General features: G+C 45.9%; 15 protein-coding genes. 9 read left to right on the top strand and 6 right to left on the bottom strand.

Annotated features, from left to right (window positions below; translation table 11 throughout):
* Positions 1-79: 79 nt before the first annotated feature.
* Positions 80-1,954, bottom strand: coding sequence for a DEAD/DEAH box helicase (locus AC1EK4_RS03450; protein ID WP_036898825.1), 1,875 nt, complete (start codon positions 1,952-1,954; stop codon positions 80-82).
* Between the two features lie 314 nt (positions 1,955-2,268).
* Positions 2,269-3,201, bottom strand: coding sequence for a thioredoxin-disulfide reductase (gene trxB / locus AC1EK4_RS03445; RefSeq protein ID WP_062432277.1), 933 nt, complete (start codon positions 3,199-3,201; stop codon positions 2,269-2,271).
* A 229-nt stretch (positions 3,202-3,430) separates the two neighbouring features.
* Between trxB and AC1EK4_RS03440 the strand changes: the two genes are divergently transcribed.
* The 5 genes from AC1EK4_RS03440 (at position 3,431) to AC1EK4_RS03420 (ending at position 14,123) form a co-directional block, all read left to right on the top strand.
* Entirely contained in the window at positions 3,431-5,413 is a 1,983-nt protein-coding gene (locus AC1EK4_RS03440) for a glycerophosphodiester phosphodiesterase family protein (protein ID WP_480357017.1), read from the top strand.
* Positions 5,414-5,477: 64 nt separating this feature from the next.
* Positions 5,478-7,346: a heavy metal translocating P-type ATPase gene (locus tag AC1EK4_RS03435; protein WP_480357016.1), complete on the top strand. Its 1,869-nt coding sequence runs from the start codon at positions 5,478-5,480 to the stop codon at positions 7,344-7,346.
* A gap of 575 nt (positions 7,347-7,921) precedes the next feature.
* Complete coding sequence (locus AC1EK4_RS03430) at positions 7,922-11,047, top strand: SusC/RagA family TonB-linked outer membrane protein (RefSeq protein WP_480357015.1); 3,126 nt, start codon at positions 7,922-7,924, stop codon at positions 11,045-11,047.
* Between the two features lie 22 nt (positions 11,048-11,069).
* On the top strand, positions 11,070-12,740 hold the full coding sequence (locus AC1EK4_RS03425; protein ID WP_036898811.1) for a SusD/RagB family nutrient-binding outer membrane lipoprotein: 1,671 nt from the start codon (positions 11,070-11,072) through the stop codon (positions 12,738-12,740).
* A gap of 165 nt (positions 12,741-12,905) precedes the next feature.
* Positions 12,906-14,123: a sialidase family protein gene (locus AC1EK4_RS03420; RefSeq protein ID WP_480357012.1), complete on the top strand. Its 1,218-nt coding sequence runs from the start codon at positions 12,906-12,908 to the stop codon at positions 14,121-14,123.
* Here the strand turns inward: AC1EK4_RS03420 and AC1EK4_RS03415 are convergent.
* On the bottom strand, positions 14,120-15,295 hold the full coding sequence (locus tag AC1EK4_RS03415; protein ID WP_480357009.1) for an acyloxyacyl hydrolase: 1,176 nt from the start codon (positions 15,293-15,295) through the stop codon (positions 14,120-14,122). The genes AC1EK4_RS03420 and AC1EK4_RS03415 overlap by 4 nt on opposite strands.
* 127 nt (positions 15,296-15,422) lie before the next feature.
* On the opposite strand from AC1EK4_RS03415, the gene AC1EK4_RS03410 reads away from it, so the two are divergent.
* The gene (locus AC1EK4_RS03410; protein WP_480357007.1) at positions 15,423-17,084 is read left to right on the top strand and encodes a putative transporter; all 1,662 of its coding nucleotides are present in this window, start codon (positions 15,423-15,425) and stop codon (positions 17,082-17,084) included.
* A gap of 13 nt (positions 17,085-17,097) precedes the next feature.
* Here AC1EK4_RS03410 and AC1EK4_RS03405 read toward each other — a convergent pair whose 3' ends face one another.
* Both AC1EK4_RS03405 and AC1EK4_RS03400 read right to left on the bottom strand, forming a co-directional pair.
* Positions 17,098-18,717, bottom strand: coding sequence for a pseudouridine synthase (locus AC1EK4_RS03405; RefSeq protein WP_480357005.1), 1,620 nt, complete (start codon positions 18,715-18,717; stop codon positions 17,098-17,100).
* A 4-nt stretch (positions 18,718-18,721) separates the two neighbouring features.
* Entirely contained in the window at positions 18,722-19,387 is a 666-nt protein-coding gene (locus AC1EK4_RS03400) for a Crp/Fnr family transcriptional regulator (RefSeq protein WP_480357004.1), read from the bottom strand.
* A 297-nt stretch (positions 19,388-19,684) separates the two neighbouring features.
* On the opposite strand from AC1EK4_RS03400, the gene AC1EK4_RS03395 reads away from it, so the two are divergent.
* The 3 genes from AC1EK4_RS03395 to AC1EK4_RS03385 all read left to right on the top strand — a co-directional run bounded on the left by AC1EK4_RS03395 (position 19,685) and on the right by AC1EK4_RS03385 (position 22,722).
* On the top strand, positions 19,685-20,431 hold the full coding sequence (locus AC1EK4_RS03395; RefSeq protein WP_062432304.1) for a four helix bundle protein: 747 nt from the start codon (positions 19,685-19,687) through the stop codon (positions 20,429-20,431).
* Between the two features lie 159 nt (positions 20,432-20,590).
* A complete protein-coding gene (locus AC1EK4_RS03390; protein ID WP_480357003.1) occupies positions 20,591-21,529 on the top strand; it encodes a carbohydrate kinase family protein in 939 nt (312 codons plus the stop codon).
* Between the two features lie 8 nt (positions 21,530-21,537).
* Positions 21,538-22,722, top strand: coding sequence for an FprA family A-type flavoprotein (locus AC1EK4_RS03385; protein ID WP_036898792.1), 1,185 nt, complete (start codon positions 21,538-21,540; stop codon positions 22,720-22,722).
* A 95-nt stretch (positions 22,723-22,817) separates the two neighbouring features.
* On the opposite strand, the gene AC1EK4_RS03380 is transcribed toward AC1EK4_RS03385, so the two are convergent.
* The gene (locus AC1EK4_RS03380) at positions 22,818-23,354 is read right to left on the bottom strand and encodes an LOG family protein (protein WP_480357002.1); all 537 of its coding nucleotides are present in this window, start codon (positions 23,352-23,354) and stop codon (positions 22,818-22,820) included.
* Positions 23,355-23,585: the final 231 nt, after the last annotated feature.

Raw genomic sequence — 23,585 nt, 5'->3', positions numbered from 1 at the left:
CTCGTGCCTACCTCCTTGATATTTCATGAGAGCCAAACGCTCCCTATTTTCTTATCTCAATACTTTGATTCCTTATTTTTCACTTTTTACTCTTTCTTCTTGCCCATCCCTCTTCGGTGAAATCGGGGATTTCGCCTTTCAAGGTCTTATTTCCGGCATTCATCAAAGAGCGCCAATCGGTTGCGTTGGTATCGTCATTACGACGACGGGGAGCACTCTTGCGAGGTGCATCGCTACGTCTTCCACGCGCCTCACTGCGTCCGCGACGCTCGCTATAGTCGCTTCTTTCGCGACGACCACCGCCACGTTGTGGCTCATCGGCATCGTTACAACGCACTTCTCTGCCCTTGTAACGCAAGCCACTGAGGGCACGCATCACCTTTTGGGCGTCGCTTTCGGGTACTTCAAAGTACGAGAACTTACTCAATAAGTCGATATGTCCCACCTCTTGACGGCCACGTACATTCTTGTTTAAGAACTGCATCATCTCGCCGGGATAGAATCCATCGTCTTTACCAAGGTTGATAAAGAGACGTTTATAACCGCCTTCGGCCTTGCGACGACCACCCTCTGAGCGGCGTCCACGGCTGTTGCCGGCTTCCGAACGCTCTTTTCTGCCACCGGTCACAGGTTTCTCTAACTGCGGTGCATTGCGGTAGTAGTCGAGGAAACGACCGAAAGTGATGGTCACCATCTTCTTGATGATGTCTTCTTTATCAATATATTCGAATCGTCGATTGATTTCTTCCATGTACTGAGCTATCTGCTCTTCGTCCACATCGGTCTTCATAATGTCGTCCATAACCTTGTAGAGTTGCTTCTTGCATATCTCTTCGGGCGAAGGCAGTGTGCCGTCTACAAACTCTTTGCTGATGATTTTCTCAATCTGACGAATCTTAAATTTCTCGCGTGAGTGGATGATACAAATACTTGTACCCTTCTTTCCGGCGCGACCGGTACGGCCACTTCGGTGAGTATAACTCTCTACATCGTCGGGTATTCCGTAGTTGATGACGTGCGTTAAGTCGTCGACATCGAGTCCACGTGCAGCCACATCGGTAGCAATAAGCAACTGTGTGAGGTGGTTACGGAACTTCTGCATGGTTAAATCGCGCTGTTGTTGGCTCAGGTCTCCATGCAATGCTTCAGCGTTATATCCGTCTTTGATGAGTTTGTCGGCAACCTCTTGAGTCTCCAATTTGGTACGACAGAAGACGATACCGAATATACGTGGGTAATAGTCTACGATGCGTTTGAGTGCCAAATACTTGTCTTTGGCATGCACCATATAATAGATATGGTTTACATTCTCGGCTCCTTCGTTGCGGCTGCCCACTACTATCTCCTTGTGATCGTGCAGATAATTCTTTGCAATACGCTCCACCTCACGGCTCATTGTAGCTGAGAAGAGCAATGTATTGCGGTCGCTTGGCACGCCTTCAAAGATTTCGTTGATGCTGTCGGAGAAGCCCATGTTGAGCATTTCGTCCGCTTCGTCGAGCACAACGTTGTTCACATGCTCCAGCTTAGCGACTCCCCGGTGCATCAAGTCAATCAATCTACCGGGTGTAGCCACAATGATTTGCACGCCATGACGGAGTGAACGAATCTGGGTTTCGATAGATGCTCCGCCGTAAACGGGTACTACATGTAAGCCCGGAATGTACTTACCAAAGTCGTTGAGGTCGTCGGAAATCTGCAAACAAAGCTCGCGTGTAGGACTCAAAATGAGTGCCTGAGTGACTTTCTGTGATGGATCTACCTTTTGTAACAATGGGATTCCATAGGCGGCAGTCTTACCTGTACCGGTCTGCGCGAGCGCTATGACATCATTTCCATTACCTAATAAATACGGGATTACCTCTTCTTGAACAGGCATCGGATGCTCAAACCCAATCTCCTGAATGGCTTTACGAATCTCTTCGTTAACGCCTAACTCTTCAAATGTCTTCAAAATAAAATGTATATAAATTCCTGTTCAAGCTCTTGGACCTCCCTACTTATCCTAATAAAAATGGTCTTCTCGGTTTGAACGGGTGCAAAGGTATGAAATAATAATGACATTACGAAATAAAAAGAGAGAAAAGACTGCTGCCTCTTCTCTCTTTTTATAATTTATAGGATAGCTTGAGTAGGTTTAGGAGTTTTCGGGAACTATCAAGAGTAAGTGTCTCTTTAAGACTTGTAGTTAGCAGACAAATGTCCATTAACTACTGATAACTCCAATGCCCGATGGGGGCATTTAACTCCTTCTTCCTCCTTATTTAACTAATTAGCTTGCAAGAATCTGTCGGCATCGATGGCTGCCATAGCACCTGAACCGGCTGCTACCACGCCCTGACGATAGTTGGGATCGGCTACGTCGCCGGCTGCAAAGACGCCTTCTACGTTTGTCTTTGATGTTCCGGGAACGGTCTTGATGAAGCCCTGAGCGTCTAAATCCAAATACTCTTTGAATAGTTCGGTATTCGGTTTGTGGCCGATAGCCAAGAAGAAACCGTCGATAGCGATGTCGTATCTCTCTTCATCAGGTTCGCCTAAACGCTTCACTACGTGAGCACCCTCGACACCATTCTCTCCGAAGAGTCCCACGGTGTTGTGCTCGAACAGTATCTCGATATTCTCTTTATCAATGACACGCTGCTTCATAATCTCCGTTGCACGCAAGAAAGGTTTACGAACAATGAGGTAAACCTTGGCTGCCAGAGACGACAGATACATCGCTTCTTCGCAGGCTGTATCGCCACCTCCAACGACAGCAACGACCTTTTTACGATAGAAGAAACCATCGCAGGTGGCGCAGGCGCTCACTCCCTGACCGCGATATTTCTCTTCGTCGGGCAGTCCTAAGTACTTTGCTGTGGCACCGGTAGCAATGATGACCGAGCGAGCTTCAATCTCGTTGCCTCTGTCGTCGACGCAATGGAAGGGTCGGCTGCTCAAGTCGGCTTTTACAATCTCACCATCTCTAATCTCGGTACCGAATCTTCCGGCCTGTTCACGCAAGTCCATCATGAGCTGATTGCCGTCTACTCCCTGCGGATAACCGGGGAAATTCTCCACTTCGGAAGTTGTGGTGAGCTGTCCACCCGGCTGTAATCCTGAGTAGAGGATGGTCTTCAAGTTAGCGCGACCGGCATAGATGGCTGCCGTATATCCGGCAGGTCCGCTACCGATAATCAGTGTATCAATCTTTTCCATGTCTATTATCCTTTTGTTATAGTTGTTATATCAATATGTTATATTCTAACGCCCGCGATACAAAGGTAACTCTTTTGCTTGATATTATGGATTGAATGAAGATATATTTAACCTTTTTTGGAGAAACTGCAGAGGCATTGCAGTTTTTCTGCTGTACCTTTGCAAAATAGCTGAAAAGGCCTTTCAGCATTGCTGCCGATGCTTTGCAGCAATCTCATAACAATCTGGAATGATGAAAAGAACGATATTATTGGCAGGACTACTGGTCTCTGCTACACTGGCAAATGCCGGTAACCACATGTTGAAATGGGCCAAAGCCATCAACGAGGTGTTTGGCGACGGACTAAAATTGACGGCAGTTGCGCTGGAATATGATGCCCCGATAGACTCTACAAGTTTAACGTTGAAAACATACACTGTGCGTGGGGGCGAGGTGGCAAGGGTCTATACCAACGACCGAGCAGAGAAGTCGGCAGTCTCGAAGCGTGGCCGGTATGTGCTTATCGCGCTGAAGTCGCCTATAGCTTTGCCCTCTAAACGTGCCTCGGCAGCTAAATTGATCGGTGCGGCCGCAGTCGTACAGAAGGCAAAAATCAAGGTTCTTGGAGGCGGAAAGGTGAAGGCATTGAGAGATACCATCTACACCTTGTCGACACAAAACATTGCGGTAGACGACTTCAAGCAGCAGACTTATAAAGACCGGTCGACTGGTTTAGGATTGCGTTACAATATCTTTATACCCCGAAAGTTTGAACCCGGCGTGAAATATCCATTGGTGCTGTTTCTGCACGATGCCTCCGGGGTGGGCAAGGAACTGAAGAATCCACTCGTACAAGGCAATGGCGCCACGGTGTGGGCGTCGCCCGAATGGCAGGAAAAACATCCTTGTGTAGTGGTGGCACCGCAGTTCGACCGCCTGACGGCAGACGATACGTATCATTATGGCGACGAAATACGCGCTTGTCAGTCGCTGGTCGATTTCCTTAAAAAGCAGTATCCGCTCGATGCCGACCGCTTGTATGTCACAGGACAAGGCATGGGAGCCATGTCGGCTTATGTGATGTTGCTACGCCGCCCCGACCTTTTTGCCTCGGCATTGTTGGTTTCTGGGCATTGGGATGCAAGAAAATTGGGACCTTTGGCCAAGAAAAATCTGTGGCTGGTATCGGGTAAAAAGGATACGAAAACGATAGCCGGTGTTGATAAGATGCTCGATGAATGGGACGAACACGACGCCATGGTGAGCGAGAAAGACTGGCCTTTGGAGGCTACAGCTGCCGAACGAGCTGCCGAAGTGCACGAGCTGATGCTCACAGGAAGTAATATCAAACACACACGATTGGTGGGTGGAGACGGTAAGGATGCTTGGCGTGTGGCCTATAGCATACCGGGTATGGGTGAATGGTTGTTCGATCAACGACTTTCTAAGAATATAGACGAATTGCGTGCCCACCTACTTAACGTCACAGGAAAAGAAGTGTTGCTCGATGCGCATCGTGGTGATTGGCACGGAACATCGGAAAATTCGCTAAATGCTGTGTTTAAATCGGTGGAGCGAGGACGCCAAATGGTGTCGGTAGATGTGCGTAAGACCAAGGACGGACAGCTCGTTTGCTTCTCTGATAGGACTTTAGAACGACTGACTAATGGTAAGGGACTTGTTGGCAACAAGACTCTGGCGGAATTAAAAGCACTGAAGATGAAAGACGACCGTGGGCAGGTGACTAAATGGGTAATGCCTACGTTGAAAGAGGTTTTGAACTATGCCAAGGGGCGTATCTTGGTAGATATTAATGCTCCCGATGCCCTCTTGTCGGATATTCGCGATGTGGTAGCAGAAGCAGGAGCGCAAAGTGTGGCCATACTACCGGGTGCGGTGAAAGACGAAGGCAACTGGATGCATAAGGCAGTGGTAGACCTTGACGCTCCACGTGCAATCCTTCGTGTACGCAAGGCGTTGAAGTCGTGGCCGGTGATGGTGGAATTACGATTTTCCAAAAATAATAATTCGCTGCTCAAACATGCCATCTCGCTGGTGCGCGGACATGCTCGTGTATGCTTCAATACAACCGAGAAAGGACTTGCCGGTAACCATGTAGATGTGGAAAAGGATGGAGATGCCGAGCTCGTGTGGGGCGACTTGATACGACAAGGAGGTACAATCATCAAGACCAATCGACCTGAACGATTGGTGGAATATCTGAGTAAATAAGGAGTTTGCAACCGAGTTGCATGTTTTTATTTTTACTTTTGTCGATGAATCAAAATTTATAAAGATGGAAGAGGAAGAAATAATGCAACCTTGGAAACTAGTAGTCTCGGCAGTGATGCTTGTTGTCGGGATGGTGATGACATGGCTTGATGTGGCTTGGTTCGGGCATTGGTGGGTGCTTTTGGCATGGTATATCATTGCATTCCTGCCTGTAGGATGGGGAGTGATGCAAGAGGCTTGGGAGCATATCAGCGAGAAGCACGATGTGTTTACGGAGTTTACACTGATGTCGTTGGCCTCTATTGGTGCGTTTTTCATAGGCGAATATCCGGAAGCTGTGGCTGTGATGCTTCTCTATTGTATTGGCGAACTGCTGCAAGATAAAGCGGTAGACTGTGCCAAAGACCATATCAAAGACTTGGTGGCCTATCGTCCTGACCGTGCAATGGTGATTGTTAACGGTGGGGTTGAGGCTCGCGAAGCGGCAGAAGTAGGTGTGGGCAGTGTGATAGAAGTGAAACCCGGCGAACGCGTTCCGTTGGACGGTGTGCTGCAAGATGGCGCTGCTACTTTCAACACAGCGGCTCTGACGGGTGAGAGTCTGCCTAGGCTGATAGATGGCGGAAGTGAGGTGCTGGCCGGAATGATAGTCGTGGACAGCCCAGTTAGGATTCGTACGACGCGTAAGGTTGGCGATTCTGCTATCTCGCGTATTTTAGAGATGGTCGAGAAAGCAGGTGAACGCAAGGCTCCGACCGAACTCTTTATTCGTAGATTTGCACGTGTTTATACGCCCATTGTCGTGCTATTGGCCGTGCTGACGGTGATTTTGCCGTGGCTATATAGTTTGATTACGGCCGATTTTTCCTTTGTTTTTAGTACTTGGTTGCACCGTGCTTTGGTGTTCTTGGTTATTTCTTGTCCTTGTGCATTGGTTATTAGCGTGCCTTTAACCTATTTTGGGGGTATCGGAGCGGCATCGCGTCGCGGTATCCTCTTTAAGGGTGGAAATTTTTTAGATGCCATTCGTGAGGTAGATACCGTTGTGTTTGACAAGACCGGAACACTGACTACGGGGCAGTTTACCGTTACTTCGGTGGAAGGCCTGACGCCTGAAATGCAGGATGTAGTGTCGGCAATGGAAAGTAGTAACAATCATCCGTTGGCGCAGGCCATAGCAGAATATCATCCCACGGATAAGCGATTGGATGCCAAAGATATTCCCGGTTATGGGTTGGAAGCACACAATGGTAAGGACAGATGGCTCGTGGGAACACTCAGATTACTGGATCAAGAAAGGGTGGTCTATCCGGTTGAGCTGCAAGAAGTGAGCGAGACATTGGTGGCTTGTGCTTGTAATGGGCGATATGTGGGTTGCTTGAAATTGGCAGATACGCCGAAAGAGGATGCTCGGCATGTTGTGGAAAGCTTGGCTTCTCAAGGTGTCAATCATGTAGAAATATTATCGGGCGACAAGCAGGAACTCGTACACAGGGTGGCCAATGAACTGCATATACAGCATGGATATGGTGACTTGTTGCCTCTAGATAAGGTGGCACATATCCAAGAGTTGCAGCGACAAGGTCGGAAGGTGGCTTTCGTGGGCGACGGTATCAACGATGCGCCGGTATTGGCCATGAGTGATGTGAGCATAGCGATGGGAGCCATGGGATCGGATTTGGCTGTTGAGACGGCTGATATTATCTTGCAGACCGACCAACCGACGAAAGTTGCCGAGGCTGTGGAGATGGGGCGACGTACGTATGTGATTGCTTGGCAGAATATATTCTTGGCTCTTAGTGTAAAAGCACTGGTGATGTTGCTAGGCGTGCTAGGCTTGACCAATCTGTGGGGAGCTGTGTTTGCCGATAGCGGCGTGGCGTTGTTGGCCGTGATGAATGCCACAAGGATATTGTTGGAAAGGAAGAGATAGAAAGGGTAGGATGGGGCTGTATGCCCCTACTTACTCTAACTTGCCGACTATAGATGGGTTGTTCTTGGGACACGGGGGCTTTCAGTTGGATTTACACCATATTATATATAAAGCTTCTTTGTTCCCTGATGAAGGGTAAGAAAAGGAGAATAAACTAGAAAATTAGAACCATCTAGCTTTCATTTCTTTCTTTTTAAAGCTAAGTTTTCTTTCTGTTTGCTATTCTAAGTATTAAATAATATGCTTTTATGATTTAAAAAATGTGGAATGGTTTTAGTTTTGTAACTTCTGTATAGTTCTAAAAATATTTTAATAGCAAAACTGTTTCAAATGAGTATATAGGAATGCCATGACGGTCTATAAACGCTTAAAAACGGTGTAATATATTCGTATTGAGCGGTTTATATGAATTTTTAAAGTTGTAATTTTGTTTGATTTATTTAAAATAAAGTATTAAAAAATTTGCATTTATCAAATCATTTGCTAATTTTGCCTTGTGTAAAACCAGATATATAACTTTAACAATCCCTGTTTAGGGTAACTGTAACTAAACTTAATTCAAAATGTGTAAAGGAATGAAGTTCTTTTGGATCTCAATGAGAACCAAACTAACTGTTCTGATGTTATGCTTCGCTTTTGGAGCATTCGCACAGAACTCAACAGTCAAAGGTAATGTCCTTGATGAGACCGGTCAGCCGGTTATTGGTGCAACTGTCAAGGTACAGGGTACTAACATCAATGCAATTACCGACATCGATGGTAATTATTCGATTAACTGTCCGGCTAACGGAACACTCGAATTGTCTTATGTAGGCTACAAGACAGCTTATGTAAAAGTGGGTAACCGCTCTAAGGTAGACGTGAAAATGACTCCTGAAGCTACCGCTATCGATGAAGTTGTGGTAACAGCCTTGGGTATCAAGCGCCAGTCTCGTTCGTTGGGATATTCTACAACGAAGGTAGGTGGTGAGGATTTCCAGCTGGCACGTGATCCCAATATTGGTAATGCTCTCTCTGGTAAGATTGCCGGTGTGAACGTAGCGGGTAATGGTACAGGTTCTACAGGTACTTCTCGTGTAGTCATTCGTGGTAATGCTTCACTTACAGGTAACAACATGCCTCTCTATGTAGTGGACGGTGTGCCATTTGATAATACCAACCAAGGCTCCGCAGGTATGTGGGGTGGCTCGGATATGGGTGACGGTTTGAGCAACATCAACGCTGATGATATCGAAAGTATTCAGGTGTTGAAGGGGGCTGCCGCTTCTGCCCTTTACGGTTATCGTGGTGGTAACGGTGCTATCTTGATTACTACTAAGAGTGGTAAGAAGAATCAGCCGGTATCTATTGAAGTAAATGAGAACTTGACTTTCAACTCTATTTATGACTATCGCGATTGGCAAAAGACTTTCGGTTTGGGTAAATATGGTGTGAAGCCTACTAACGTAAAGGCTGCTCAAGAAGGCGAAAGCAATAGCTGGGGTGCCGCTTTAGATGGCTCTGAAGCTACCAACTTCCTTGGTAATACTTATGCTTATAAGGATGTAGACAACTGGTCTAAATTCTATCGTACCGGTATTACAACTAATACTTCGGCTTCAGTTTCTGGTTCTGCACAAAATATTACTTATCGTTTCGGTGCTTCTTATAATAAGGAGAAGAGTATTCTGCCTAACGCAGGTAATCGCCAGGTAGGTTTGAATATGAATACTACCTATGACATCTTTAAGAATCTGCACTTGACAGTGACCGCTAACTATACTACGGATAAGTCGAATGGTCGTGCAAACCTTTCTGATGGTAACGGTAATACCAATGCTTCTCTGCTTTATCGTGGTAACTCTTTCGACATAGAGTGGATGAAGGGAACCGAAAAAGGTTGGGGTACTAACCTTGACGGAAGCGAAATGATTGGTGGTACCAATGTTTATTTCAACAACCCTTATTGGTTGCAATATCGTAAGACCAACGATATGAACCGCACACGTTTGGTTGGTGCTGTCAATTTACGTTGGGATATTACAGACTGGTTGTATATCCAAGGTGCCGTTCAACACGATGGTTATAACTTCGAATACAAGCAGGTACAGCCTGTTGGTGCAGCTGCTGACCCTGCAGGTTGGATGACTCAGTACTCTAAGAACTTCCATGAGAACAACTACAACTTCCTTTTGGGCTTCAATAAAACATTCGGTGATTGGACTGTTGGTGCTACCTTCGGTGGTAACAAGCAGTTTGATATCAGCAAGATATTCTTGGTTTCAGATGGTGGTCGCCCATTCGTAGTAGACGGTTTGTGGTCTGTGAACAACTTGAGTGACAAGCGTCCGGCTATAAAGACAGAGCGTTATCAGGTTAATTCTCTCTATGGTACAGCTGATTTAGGATGGAAGAACCAAGTGTTCTTGAACCTTACAGCTCGTAACGACTGGTTCTCTACATTGGCAGACAATAGCAATAGCTATTTCTACCCATCTGCAACACTTTCTTGGGTGTTCACCGATACATTCCGTAACCAGCTTCCTGCTTGGTTCGACTTCGGTAAGTTGCGTGCCGGTTTGGCTTCTGCATCTAACGGAACTTCTCCTTATCAGAACCTCCTTCTTTACCAATTGCGTAACTATAAGGTTAATGGACAGATTGCAGCAACACAGAACAATGGTGACAAGTATCCTAGCAATACATTGAAGCCGGTTCATATTTCTGAGTTTGAAGTAGGTTTGAACCTGTCATTCTTCGAGAGTCGTTTGAACTTTGATATGGCTTACTATGTAAAGAAGACCACCGATGACATCGCTGTAGTATCTACATCTTCTGCATCAGGTTATGGTTCTAAGGTTGCCAATGTTGGTAAATTGAAGAACAACGGTTTTGAGTTTATGGTTGATGCATATCCTATCAGAAACAAAAATTTCCAGTGGAATACTACTTTGAACTTTGCTTATAACAACTCAAATGTAGAGTTTTTGGGTGATGGTGTAGACCGTTTGTCTATCGATGGAGCTCAGAGCCGTAACGGTAATGTTTATATCTACAATGTTGTAGGACAGCCTTATGGTCAGATTATCGGTAACAAGTATAAGAGAGATGCTAATGGTAATCTTCTGTTGAGTAAGGGGCTTCCACAAGCAGGTGAGCAGACTATACTCGGTAATGGGGTTTATAAGTGGACCGGTGGTTTCCGTAACTCTTTCAGCTATAAGAACTTTACATTGGCATTCTTGATTGATGCAAAGTTCGGTGCTAAGATTTTCTCTGGTACAAACTACCAGCTTTACTCCTATGGTATGCACAAGAACACATTGAACGGTCGTACAGCCGACAATGCAAAGGGTGCTATCGTGGCATCGGGTATTGATGAAGCTACCGGCAAGGCCAACACTGTTTCTGTATCAGCTCAAGACTATTATCAGGCAATTTGCAAGGCAAACATTGGCGAAGAGTTCGTTTACAGTGCTGACTTCATCAAGTTGCGTGAGTTGTCGTTAGGCTATACATTCCCGAAATCAATGTTTACTCACATGAACTTTGTTAAGGGATTGAGCCTATCTCTTGTTGCTCGTAACCTATGGACAATCATGAAGCATACTCCGAACATTGATCCAGAGTCTGCAGTCAATGCTGGTAACGGTCAAGGACTTGAGTTGAACGGTTATCCTACAACTAGAAACATTGGTTTCAATGTGAATATTAAGTTCTAATTATCATTAATGAGAAAATAAAATGAAAAAGTTTAAATATATAGCATTAGCTTCGGTAGTTGCACTCGGAGTCTCTAGTTGTGGAGATTTTGGTGACCTCAATATTGATCCGGAGCACTTGAATGAGGCCAATGTGCCTACGGCTATGCTGTTCACAAATGCGGAACATCAGGCATTGGGCTCCGACTGGGATATGTGGCGTACCGGATGTATCTACTCAGCTCAGTTTACTCAGCAACTTACATCTATCGACTGGTGGGATAGTTATGGCCGCTATAACTACAGCGATGGTTACTCTGCTTCGTTCTGGGATACTTTCAATGGTGACCGTGGAGCTTTGCGTGACGTCACTACCTGCGTTGATAAGTGGAAAGGAAACGACAAATTGAAGATAGATTGGAACATCGCTCGTGTGATGCGTGTTTATGCTTTCGGCAAGATGACAGACCTTTACGGAGATATTCCTTACTCTCAAGCTGGTCGTCCTGACCAATTCTCTTATCCGGTTTACGATAGCCAGAAGGATATTTACACTGATATGCTGAAGGAATTGGATGAAGCTCAGGCTAATTTGGCATCTGGAACTGCTGACATGGGAGCCCATGATGTCTATTTTGCAGGTAATGCCGCTAAGTGGAAGAAGTTTGCTAACTCTCTCATGCTTCGTTTGGCTATGCGCCTAGTAAAGGTAGATGAGGCTACAGCAAAGAAGTATGCTGCTAAGGCTTTTGCCAATGGTGTTATCACAGATTACGCAGATAATGTGAAATTGGACCATCCCGGAGCATCTCCTTCGGATGATTCTGCTGAGCCATTTGCTAAAATCAATGCCAAAGAAGACCGTGAGTTCTTCCTCAGCAAGACTTTCGTTGATATGTTGAAGGATTCTCAAGACCCACGTATCTCTTTGATTGCGACTGTTGCAGCAACCAATGGTATCAAGTCGGTTGAGAAAGATTTGTCTGCCGAAGACTATGGTGATATGACTCCAGAGAAGCAAGAAGGTCTTCTTTCTGGTGGTTATAGCTTGAACCCTACCAGTCCTTACGCTATGGCTAAAGTTGATCCTCGATTCAAAAAAGACGATGCTCACATCATTGACCATGTCGTAAAAGACGGTAAGAGTACACCTGTTTACTGGTATGATCGTTACACCAACTACTTCTCAATCCCTAACCGTTACACTTATAATGACCCCACAGCTCCTACATTTGTTGTAACAGCTGCGCAGACAAACTTCTTGTTGGCAGAAGCTGTAGTTCGTGGATACATCAGCGGTGACGCTAAGAAGTTCTATGAAGACGGTGTAAAGGCTGCATTCTTGCAGTTTAAGCAATTCCCCAATGCCGGTAAGATTTATCAGCAGTACTTAGATGGTAAGGTAGATGCTTATCTCGCTGCTAATCCTTACAACGCAGCTAAGGCTTTGGAACAGATTAATACACAGTATTACATCACTACTTTCGGTGATCCTCATGAGGTGTTTACAAACTGGCGTCGCTCTGGTTTCCCTGTATTGACACCTAATGCAATGGCTAAGGAAGATGGTCAGTGTGCTACAAAGGATGGTTCTATCCCACGTCGCTTCATCTATCCTAGCAAGGAATCTCAGGTAAATAAGGCCAACTACGACGCAGCTATTGCTCGTCAAGGTAAGGATAGATTTGATACACGAGTATGGTGGGATAAATAATACGATTTAATTCCCTATTCAAAAATAGCGAGTGCATTCTCAAGAGTGCACTCGTTTTTTGTTGTATAGGGCTGAGACGTTTTTCTTTCTTATGTGGTTGGTTATTTGGAAATTTCTTTGTAAGTTTGCAATATATAGTATAAAAGATTAAAAAAGCAATACTCCATGAGACAATTTCTATTGACCGTAGCCCTTTCGGCCGTAGCTCTCTGCTCGCAGGCAGGGCATTTCCATCAGATTCTTTTCCGTACATTGCCCGACAGTGTGCCTTATCGCATCCCGGCCATTGCCCAAGCTCAGAATGGGAATATCATTGCTGTGGCCGACTATCGTTATTGTGGTAGCGATATAGGTTATGGTGCTATCGACCTCCACTTCCGCGAAAGCAGCGATCAAGGCAAGACTTGGAGCGCCGAACGTAAGCTGGCCGACGGTACAGGCGACGAATCTTCTGTTGGTTGGAATTACGCTTTTGGCGACTGTGCACTTGTGGCCGACCGCACCAGCCCACGTGTTTTAGCTATCGGTGTGTGTGGAAAGACCCCTTATACCAAGGCTCGTCGCAACAATCCTAATCGTGTAGCTCGCTTCTATAGCGATGATAATGGCCACACATGGAATCAAGGTGAGGAGATTACTGAGAAAATATACCGCCTCTTCGATAAGCATAAGGACGGCCCAGTACAAAGCCTTTTCTTCGGTTCGGGTAAGATACACCAGAGCCGTTATGTTAAGGTGGGGCGCTACTATCGTCTCTATGCAGCCCTTTGTACGCTACAAGGCAACTTCGTTGTTTACAGCGATGATTTCGGAAAGTCGTGGAAAGCTTTAGGCAACACCACTCAATCGCCTTGTCCAAAAGGCGATGAGCCTAAGTGTGATGAACTCCCCGATGGCAGTGTTATCCTTAGTTCTCGTGCCAACGGCCGCTTGTTCAACGTCTATACCTTCACTAATGTCAAGAAAGGTCGCGGCTCTTGGGATGTACCTATGAAGAGTCAGTCTTTCGATGGCATTCAGAATGCTTGCAACGGAGAAATTTTAGTGGTTAAGGCACGTCGTGCTTCCGACGAAACCGATGTGTGGTTGGCTTTGCAGAGTGTACCTTTCGGCCCGCAACGTCGCCACGTAGGCTTCTTCTATCGCGAACTTCCCACCACTCATATTGGCACAGCCGGTCTTGTCACAGGATGGACACGTGGCTTACAAGTAAGCCAACAGTTGTCTGCTTATTCCACGATGACCCAGCTTATCGGTGGTAATATCGGCTTTTTATGGGAAGAAGGACCTACCACTTATAATATAGCTTATGAGGTGTTGTCTATCAGCGAGATTACCAATGGGCGCTACTTTACGCCCACTTTAACGCGTAACACCTACTAGAATCGCCATCCTGTACCCAACATCAAATGGTTTGGGTACTTGAAATCACGCAGACTATAGCCGATATGTAGGAATAGATGGTGCGTACAATGCACTTTCAGGGCGAGTATCTGATACCACTCATTCAGGTCGCCCTGTGCTCCTAGCAGGTAATGGCCTACTCCTACGTTGATAGAAAAGTATGGCATGATAAACTCGGCACGTGCCGATAAGCCGATAGCCATTTGTTCCAAGGTCTTAGGTTTATTCGGTACAAGCGTCACAACCGATTTGTCTTTTTTGTCGAGAGGTTTGTAGATGTTGGCTCCTCTGTCGTAGACACCATCGACTGAGAGCCCGGTACTGAACCAATGGTTGATGCCATACATCGGATTAAAGTTGAATCCGAAGACACCATATTTACCCGGTATAATCACCGGACCGTCGTCTGTGTTATATCCCAATTGGTACCATGCTCCATAAGCCACTAAGTCATAGTATAGATGACGGTGAAAATGGGGGATGGTATCTTGTTTTTGAGTCCTTTGTCTGGGCCGGTTTAGATAGTACGCCAAGCTCATCCGTCCGCCCAATACGTTCAATCCGGCATTCGGTACTGTGGTATTTCCGTTGGAGAAATGAATGGCCGAAATACCGGCATTCAGGTCGAAATGGCGTGAGAGGCGGAAGTTTAAGTATAAATCGGCATCTATATAAGCCGTCACGCGCGAACCGATGACCTTGTTATCCGGATTCTTTTCTATGTCGTAAGGGTGCCATCCTGCGGTCAATCCCAGATTCCATTCGTAGTTCAGGTTGATATATGGCGAGATGGTCTTGATACGTGCGCCTTGGAAAATGAATGCCGACCAAGGATGACCTAGTTGCCAATTGAAATCGTGTATGGCCATACCGATACCTTGATATGCACCTCTGTAGATGCGTTCTTGCATGCTTCCTTCGGGCGAAGCGAACGCACACTTCAGTCGAGCGGTGAAAGCGTAGTTCATCGTACGCCTTTCTGCGTTGCCTCCTTGGAGGTAACGGTTGGTATGAAGGATGGTCGATGGAATTACATCTGCTTCAATATGGTGTATGGTTGTTGTGGTATCAGGCTCTTGTGCGTGTATCTCTGTAGGATATATACAACATAGTGAGAGCCAAAGCGCCGTCACTCTTTTCATGGTTATCATTTTCCCAACAAATTTAGGATTTATTCTATAAACTTGCAAATATATACCTTTTATTTTTGCCGACCCAAGGTATTTGTCGTAACTTTGTGCAAGTTTTTTTTCAATGGTTAGAAAATAACACATTTTTATGGAATGGCTTGAGGGCTTATTCAGTATGCATTCGGCGATACAGGCTATCGTCGTATTGTCGCTTATCTGCTCGCTCGGATTAGCATTAGGCAAACTTCATTACAAGGGAATTTCTCTTGGAATCGCTTTTGTCTTCTTTGTTGGTATTGTGGTAGGCAATTTTGGCCTAACGGTAGATTCGCAAATGATTTCTTATGCCGAAAGTTTCGGACTCACATTGTTTGTTTATACCCTTGGACTCTACGTGGGACCAAACTTCTTCGGAGCCTTGCGCCACGAGGGAGTGGCTTTTAATCTATGGGGATTGGCGCTGGCATTGGTTGCCACGGTTATGACTATTTTATTGTCAATCTTCACGCCCGTGTCGCTTCCCGATATGGTTGGAATCCTTTGTGGAGCCACCACGAATACGCCTGCGTTGGGTGCTGCTCAGCAAACGCTGGCTCAAATGGGCTTGCCTAGTCAAGGGGCAGCCTTGGCATGTGCCGTCACTTACCCTTTGGGTGTGGTAGGTGTTATCCTCGGCATGATTGTGTTGCGCAAGTTGTTTGTCAAGCCCGACGACCTCAAAGCACGTATTAAAGACGATGCCGACCACACTTCTGTGGGACAATTTGTTGTCGTCAATCCGGCATTGAAGGGCAAAACCATCGTCGAGATTTCCAATATGACTCATCGTAAGTTCATCATTTCGCGTATTTGGCGTAATAGTCAGGTCATCGTTCCGCTTGCGACTACGCGCTTGGAACTTAAAGATAGCCTGCTTGTGGTGTCGAATAAGGAGGAGGTTGAGGCCATGACGTTGCTCTTCGGACAGAAGGTTGAGACCGATTGGAATCGAGATCAGATAGATTGGAATGCGCTCGATACCAAGGTAGAAAGCCGCGTTATCGTGGTCACACGCACTACGCTCAATGGTAAACTACTTGGCAATTTGCAGCTACGCAATACGTATGGCGTGAATGTCAGTCGTGTTATCCGTGGCGATATTAAACTTTTGGCCACCGACGACCTACGCCTTCAGTATGGCGACCGTGTTACAGTGGTGGGCGCTCCCGAAGATGTAGACCATGTGGAGAGCTTTATGGGGAATGCCGTGAAGACGCTTAGCGAACCTAATTTGGGTGCCATCTTCCTCGGAATGATTCTTGGATTGGCCGTTGGTACGATTCCTCTCGTCATTCCCGGCATGAGTGTTCCTATCCAGCTAGGTATTGCCGGTGGTCCCATCATAGTGGGAATCCTCATTGGTTCACTCGGTCCGCGCGTTCATTTTATTTCTTATATGACGCGTAGTGCAGGCCTGATGCTTCGCCAACTCGGTTTGGCAATCTTCTTAGCCGGACTTGGGCTTGAAGCCGGTAAGCATTTTATGGATACCGTGTTGCGCCCAGAAGGTGCGTTATGGGTAGGATTAGGCTTCCTTGTCACGGTGCTACCTGTCATTATTGTCGGTTTCATCGCGCTGAAGACGAAGAAATTTGATTTCGGAACCATCTGTGGAATACTTTGTGGAAGCATGGCCAATCCGATGGCATTGACCTATGCTAATGACACACTTGAGGGCGAGACGGCCAATGTAAGTTATGCCACGGTTTATCCGTTGAGCATGTTTGTGCGAGTGATTATCGCCCAAGTCATCGTTATGTTCTTTGTTTGAACAAGGCCGAATGTTAGAAATCGGCTTTACATATCCATTTCATTGCGCCCCACGGACTGACTTCGTCGGGCGCAATTTCTATTTCTTCGGCATGCAGATACATCCTGTCGGCCTTCTTACCGTATAGTTCGTCTCCCAAGATAGGGCAATTGAGTCCTTCGGGATGGGCACAGTGTACGCGCAATTGGTGGGTACGCCCTGTCTCAGGAAAGAGTGCTATGCGTGTTTTTCCGTTCTTTCTTTCTATGATGTGGTATCGCGTTATGGCTCGCTTACCGTGTTCGTGGTCTACCTTTTGGCGTGGACGATCCATGATGTCGGGAGCCAATGGTAGGGCAATGGTACCCTCTGTAGGAACTTCTATTTCGCCGTTAAGGATGGCTACGTAGCGTTTTCGTATGCGGTGGGTAGCGAAAAGACGTTGCAAATAGATATAGGTGGGCATGTCAAGGGTGGCGATGAGCAATCCCGATGTAGCCATGTCGAGCCGGTGAACCATCATCGGACCGTCGGCCTTTGGGTATCGTTCGCGCAAGATAGAGGCTGCCGACTCGCGTTTACTCTTTCCCGGAACGCTCAACATGCCGGCCGGTTTATTCACTACTACATAGTGTTCGCCGACGTCTATCGTGCGCAATTCGTTATGATTGTCGGCATCTAGTGGGTTAGGTTCTACGTCCAGTCCTTGCAACATCCAATTTAAAATGGGTTTGCATTTCCCGTTACAGGCTGGATAGAATTGTCCGTGGCGCCGCAATTCTTGCTTGGGCGATGCGCCCCACCAAAACATGGCCATCTGTAGTGGGTGCATGTGGTGTTCGTAGGCATATTGTAACAGCCGAGGCTCACAGCATTCCCCACTGCCCGATGGGGGAATCTTGCTTATTGTTGGAGCGAAGATATCAAGCAGATTACGCGTCTCTCCACGCGCGTTAAGCAAGGAGAAATGCTCGAATAACCATCTCTGTAGCGCGTCCGAACGTTGATGTCGCTTAGTCTTTAACTTTTGTATATTTGATTCAAAACGACCGATTCCATCGATAATGTGCTGCTCTTTGTCAGCATATTGTAGTTTGATACGTCGCAATTCGGCTTTTTGGAACTGGCTCTCTCTGATAAGTGCGGTTTCATCGAAGCCTTTGCCCGATTGTCGGAGTTGGTCGCGCTGCTTCTTGCTCTGTTCCATCAAGCTGCGTTGAGCCGATATCCTGTCTTGTGCCTCTGCTTGTGTGGTTGCCAAGTCTTGCTGTAGTTGGCGATATTCTTGGCTACTCTCTATGCGTTTGATTTCGTCGTTGATGGCGCTGATTTGTTGCTCATGGGTCTTAAAATAGCCATTGGGTTGCAGGTAGTCGAATATGGCCGGCACATAATCTGGCCAATCGCTGCGCCCACATATTTGTCCGCTGTAGGCCTGTAAATATCCCATTTCACCGTTGTCTCGTTCTACGATGAGCACACCGAACATCTTTCCGGCAGCGATTTCACGACCGAAAGGTGTGGAAGTTGCTGCTGATAACTCTGCCTTTAGCTGTTCGACGGCTGTCAAACAGAGTGAATGAGGCTCATAATAGAAGGGATTGTTGAAGCGTGGTGGGCACTCGTTATTGCCTGTAAGCGGATGAAAAACCATGCTATTACAGTTTGCTGCGGTCTAGAATGGTGATGGTTTTGCCGTTGATGCTGATGGTTCTATTGGCCGACATCTCCGACAATACGCGTAAGAGCGAATATTTCTGAATGCCGAAAGAGTCGGCTATCTCTTGTCGTGATTGGTCTATCTTGATGGTGAGTGAACCTTGTTTGCCAGCAGCCTCGCGTAAAAAGTAGGCCACTTTCTCACGCACGGTGAGCAACGACAACACTTTCATCTTATTGGTGAGGAATACGTCGATGTTTGAAAGCACGCGTATGAAATTCAGATTCAGCTTCGGGTCGTTGTTCATCAGTTCCATGAGCATCTCCGGTTTCATGCGAAGAACGCTCACTTTGGTATCGGTCTCTACGCTTACCGGCATCTTGTTGTTCTTGGCGAAGATGAAAGCGGGTGCCACGATGTCGCCTTCGGTGAGCCGACTCACCTCTACCTGCTTGCCACTGAGACCCACCATGCGGCATATCAGTACACCGCTGATGACGATATCAGCGTACTGACAAGGCATTCCCGTGAGCGAAAATACGTCCTTTTTATCGTATTCTACGATGCGGTAGTGCGCTGCCGAGAGTATCATCTCTATCTCTATGTCGCTCATTCCGGCGAATAGCGGGCATAGCTTGAGTGCTTTCAATATCTTATTGTCCATGTTGGCAAATATACTAAAAATCGGTTGAGCAGCCAAATCTCCTCCATTTGTTAACTCATTTCCGTCCTCTTTGTCACTCTATCTTGTTTACTTGTCAACTCGTTTATTCGTCTATTGTCATCCTGCAAGGCCGTGGCAGCAATGCTGCGTGCCCTCTTCAGCATTCCTGCCTCGCCTTTGCAGTGATGTTGCAAGGGCTTTGCAGCAGAGTGTATGTGATTTTTTCGTATATTTGTATCGACCATTCGAGTAATCGATTAGTCGAATAATCGGTCAAGAATAAAATTCTATTAGCTTATGTCTATTACCATTAAATCTATCAAAGGTTATTATTTTTTGGATGTATGGATTATGGCCAACATCGTACAACAAGCCACATTGGCTTTCTGTAAAGGGTATTTGAATCAGCATAACGACCCGTGTGGACGTTTATACGACCAAATGACGATGGCTGCCCGGTCGGTTACGGCCAATATAGCAGAGGGATGTTCTAGGCATCAGACATCACGTGAAACAGAAATGAAGCTCAATGATGTAGCTCGCGCCAGCCTTTCAGAATTGCTTGGCGACTTTTTTAGTTTGTCGTTGCAGATAGGATGTGAGCCATGGTCGAAGCAATCAGCAAATTATCAAAAGTTTAATGCCATCCAATTATCTCGTCCTCAATACAGCGATGATATAGAACATGATGCTTGGGTACATATCCAAAACGAGCGTAAGAAGTTTGCACTGTGGACAGAATGTGCTGATTTGTCAACTCGACTCAATGCAATGATGCTGTTGATAAATCGTAATATCTCTATGTTGCAAAAGATGATAAGCAGTCAGTTAGACCGCTTTAAACAAGAAGGTGGATTTACTGAGAATCTCACCCGAGAACGAGTGAGTACACAGAGGGAACAAGCTGTGGCACAAGGTTCACCATCTTGCCCTGTATGTGGCAAACCAATGATACGGCGTACGGCTAAGCGAGGAACGAATGCAGGACGAGATTTTTGGAGTTGTAGCGATTATCCGAATTGTCAGGGAACACGGAATATATAATCGTCTCCACCCCCTTCTCCCTCAATAATTCTTTAAAAATCCGGTTGGCATTGTCACGATATATGAATATTTAGATTATCTTTGCATACTGAAGAAAAGCCGTGGCTGTATTCCGGAATCTTGGAATGCAGATAGGGGCATATCATTATTAATATATCTATGCGCAAGGTAATAGGAATCGGGGAAACAGTACTCGATATTATATTTAAGAACGGACAACCCATTTCGGCGGTTCCCGGTGGCTCTTCGTTTAATGCCACGATCTCATTGGGACGCTCTGGTGTGAATACCACGTTTATCGGTGAGGCTGGAAACGACCGGATAGGGGAGTATGTGGTAAGTTTTCTGCGCGACAACGGTGTGAATGCGGATAGTGTGAATGTATTTGCTGAGAGTAAGTCACCCATCTCTTTGGCCTTCTTGGACGAGAAAAATAATGCCGATTATATCTTCTATAAAGATCATCCGCACGATCAATTAGACTTCATCTATCCCGATGTACAGCGCGATGACATCGTGCTTTTCGGCTCATTCTTTGCTGTGAATCCGGTGATTCGACCGCAGGTGGCGGCGTTCTTGGAGTATGCACATAGTCGCGGAGCAATTCTTTACTACGATGTGAATTATCGTTCGTCGCACCGTCATGAGATTATGAAGATAACGCCGAACCTCATTGAAAATTTGGAATATGCCGACATTGTGCGTGGGAGCATTGAGGATTTTGAGATACTCTATCGCTTGAAAGAGGCCGAAAGAGTATATAATGCGGAAATATCTTTCTACTGTAAGAAGTTCATTTGCACTTGCGGAGATGCTCCTACCGAATTGAGAGCGGAGAATAAGCTAGCTAAACAGTATCCTGTAATGGATACAGAGGTGGTGAGTACCATCGGAGCCGGTGACAATTTCAATGCCGGATTCATCTATGGATTGCTGAAAGGTGGGGTGACACGCGACGATATTGACCGTGGATTGAGCGAAGAACAATGGGATAAAGCCATTGGATATGGGCAGATGTTCTCTGCCGAGAGTTGCAAAGATATATTTAACTACGTATCAACGGAGTTCGGAAATAAAATGAAATCTTTAAACGTTTAGACGAAATCATGATAGAATTAAAAAACAAAATCTACTATGTAGGTGTCAACGACCGTAATAAGAGTCTGTTTGAAGGGCTGTGGCCTCTACCTTCGGGAGTAACATACAACTCCTATCTGATTGATGATGACAAGGTCTGTTTGATAGATTCAGTAGAAGTAGATTTCTTTTCACAGTTTATAGAAAGTCTCCATGAGGTGTTGGGTGACCGTAAAATAGACTATTTGGTGGTAAATCATATGGAGCCGGATCATAGCGGTTCCATCAAATTGTTGCGTAAATATTATCCTGAAATTCAGGTGATTGGTAACAAGAAATCGTTTGATTTGCTGAGCGGTTTCTATGGTATGGATGACAATCATTTGGAAGTGAAGCATGGTGATACGCTCGATTTGGGACACCATACATTGAAGTTCTTCATGACACCGATGGTACATTGGCCTGAAACCATGATGACTCTTGATGTTGAAGACCACGTGCTCTTCTCCGGAGATGCTTTTGGTTGTTTCGGAGCATTGAATGGTGGACTGCTTGATAGCGATATTAATACCGACTGGGCGTGGCTGGAAATGACCCGCTATTACAGCAATATCGTGGGCAAATATGGTACACCTGTACAGAATGCATTGAAGAAATTGGCTGCAGAACAGATTGATTATATATGCCCGACACACGGACCTGTATGGCATGAACAGGCCAATCAGGTGGTCTCTATGTATGATCGTATGTCGAAATATGAAACTGAGCCGGGTTTGGTAATATGCTATGGTACGATGTATGGCAACACGGAACGTATGGCAGAAACCATTGCTCGTGCTGCTTCGCAGGCTGGTGTGAAGAATATTATGGTGTATAATGTGTCGAAGACTCACCACTCTTATATTCTACGTGACATCTTCCGCTATCGCGGTTTGATAGTTGGTGCACCGACTTATAACAATGGTCTCTATCATGAGATGGACGTATTGTTGCAAGAGATTGCCAATCGCGACATCAAGAATCATTATATCGGTTGGTTCGGAAGTTATGGATGGGCTAGCAAGGCCGTTCAAAAGATAGGCGAATGGAACGAGCAACACATCCATTTCGACGTAGTGGGTGAGCCGGTAGAGATGAAACAAGCACTCACGGAAGAAACCAAAGAGAAGTGTAGGGCACTTGGTCAGGCAATGGCCGAGAAGCTGAGAGGATAAAATCTATAAACACGAAAGTGCTGGCAGAGACTCCATGCGATGATATGGAATGTCTGTCAGCACTTCTTGTATTCGATAATTGGGGAATAGGAAGATTACTCTTCGGATAGAATGGCTTTTAATTCCTCCAACGAATTCACCGGTGTAATCAGGCGATGATAGTCACCACGGATGAATCCTCGGTGTTGCATATCATTTAAGAGTTCGATGGTTTTGTCCCAAAAGCCTTTCATATTGTAGAGTATCACGCGTTTGTCGTGATAATCTATAGACTTGGAGGCAGCCATAGAGAAGATCTCGTCGAGTGTACCCACGCCTCCCGGCAAGGCAATGGCGATGTCGGTATGTAGCAGCATAAGCTGTTTGCGGTCGTTTAGATTGTCGCATGGAATTTCCACATCGTTGTATTTGGAGGTGTGCCCGTGCTCTTCTACCTTCGTCGGTACGACTCCAATGGTCTGCCCACCGTGCTCATGAACGGCCTTGGCAATACATTCCATCAGCCCTTGGTCGGTTCCCCCATATACCAAAGTATGCCCATTTGCAGCCATCCATGCCCCTAGTTCCTCCGTTGCTTTGAAGAAATCCGGGTCGATATTGTTGTTTGCTGAACAAAATACTGTAATCCTCATATTATTAATCTTTTGAAACGAATTCTGCAAATATAATAATTTCGTGGGAAATAACCAATGACAATTCGTGTCAATAACTTCTTGCCTTGTTTATGTTCTAGATTATGTGCAAGTTCCAAAACGAAGTGCAATAAAAGAGTAGGCCTCGCCGAGAGATGCAGACGTTCTCGAAGCGTAGCGAGAGGTTGTCTGCATCTCTCGGCGAGGAAAAAGAAACAACCAGCAATACAA

It is taken from the genome of Prevotella sp. C0026C3 (genome assembly GCF_056590795.1).
This window is presented reverse-complemented; position numbering and strand designations above follow the sequence as displayed.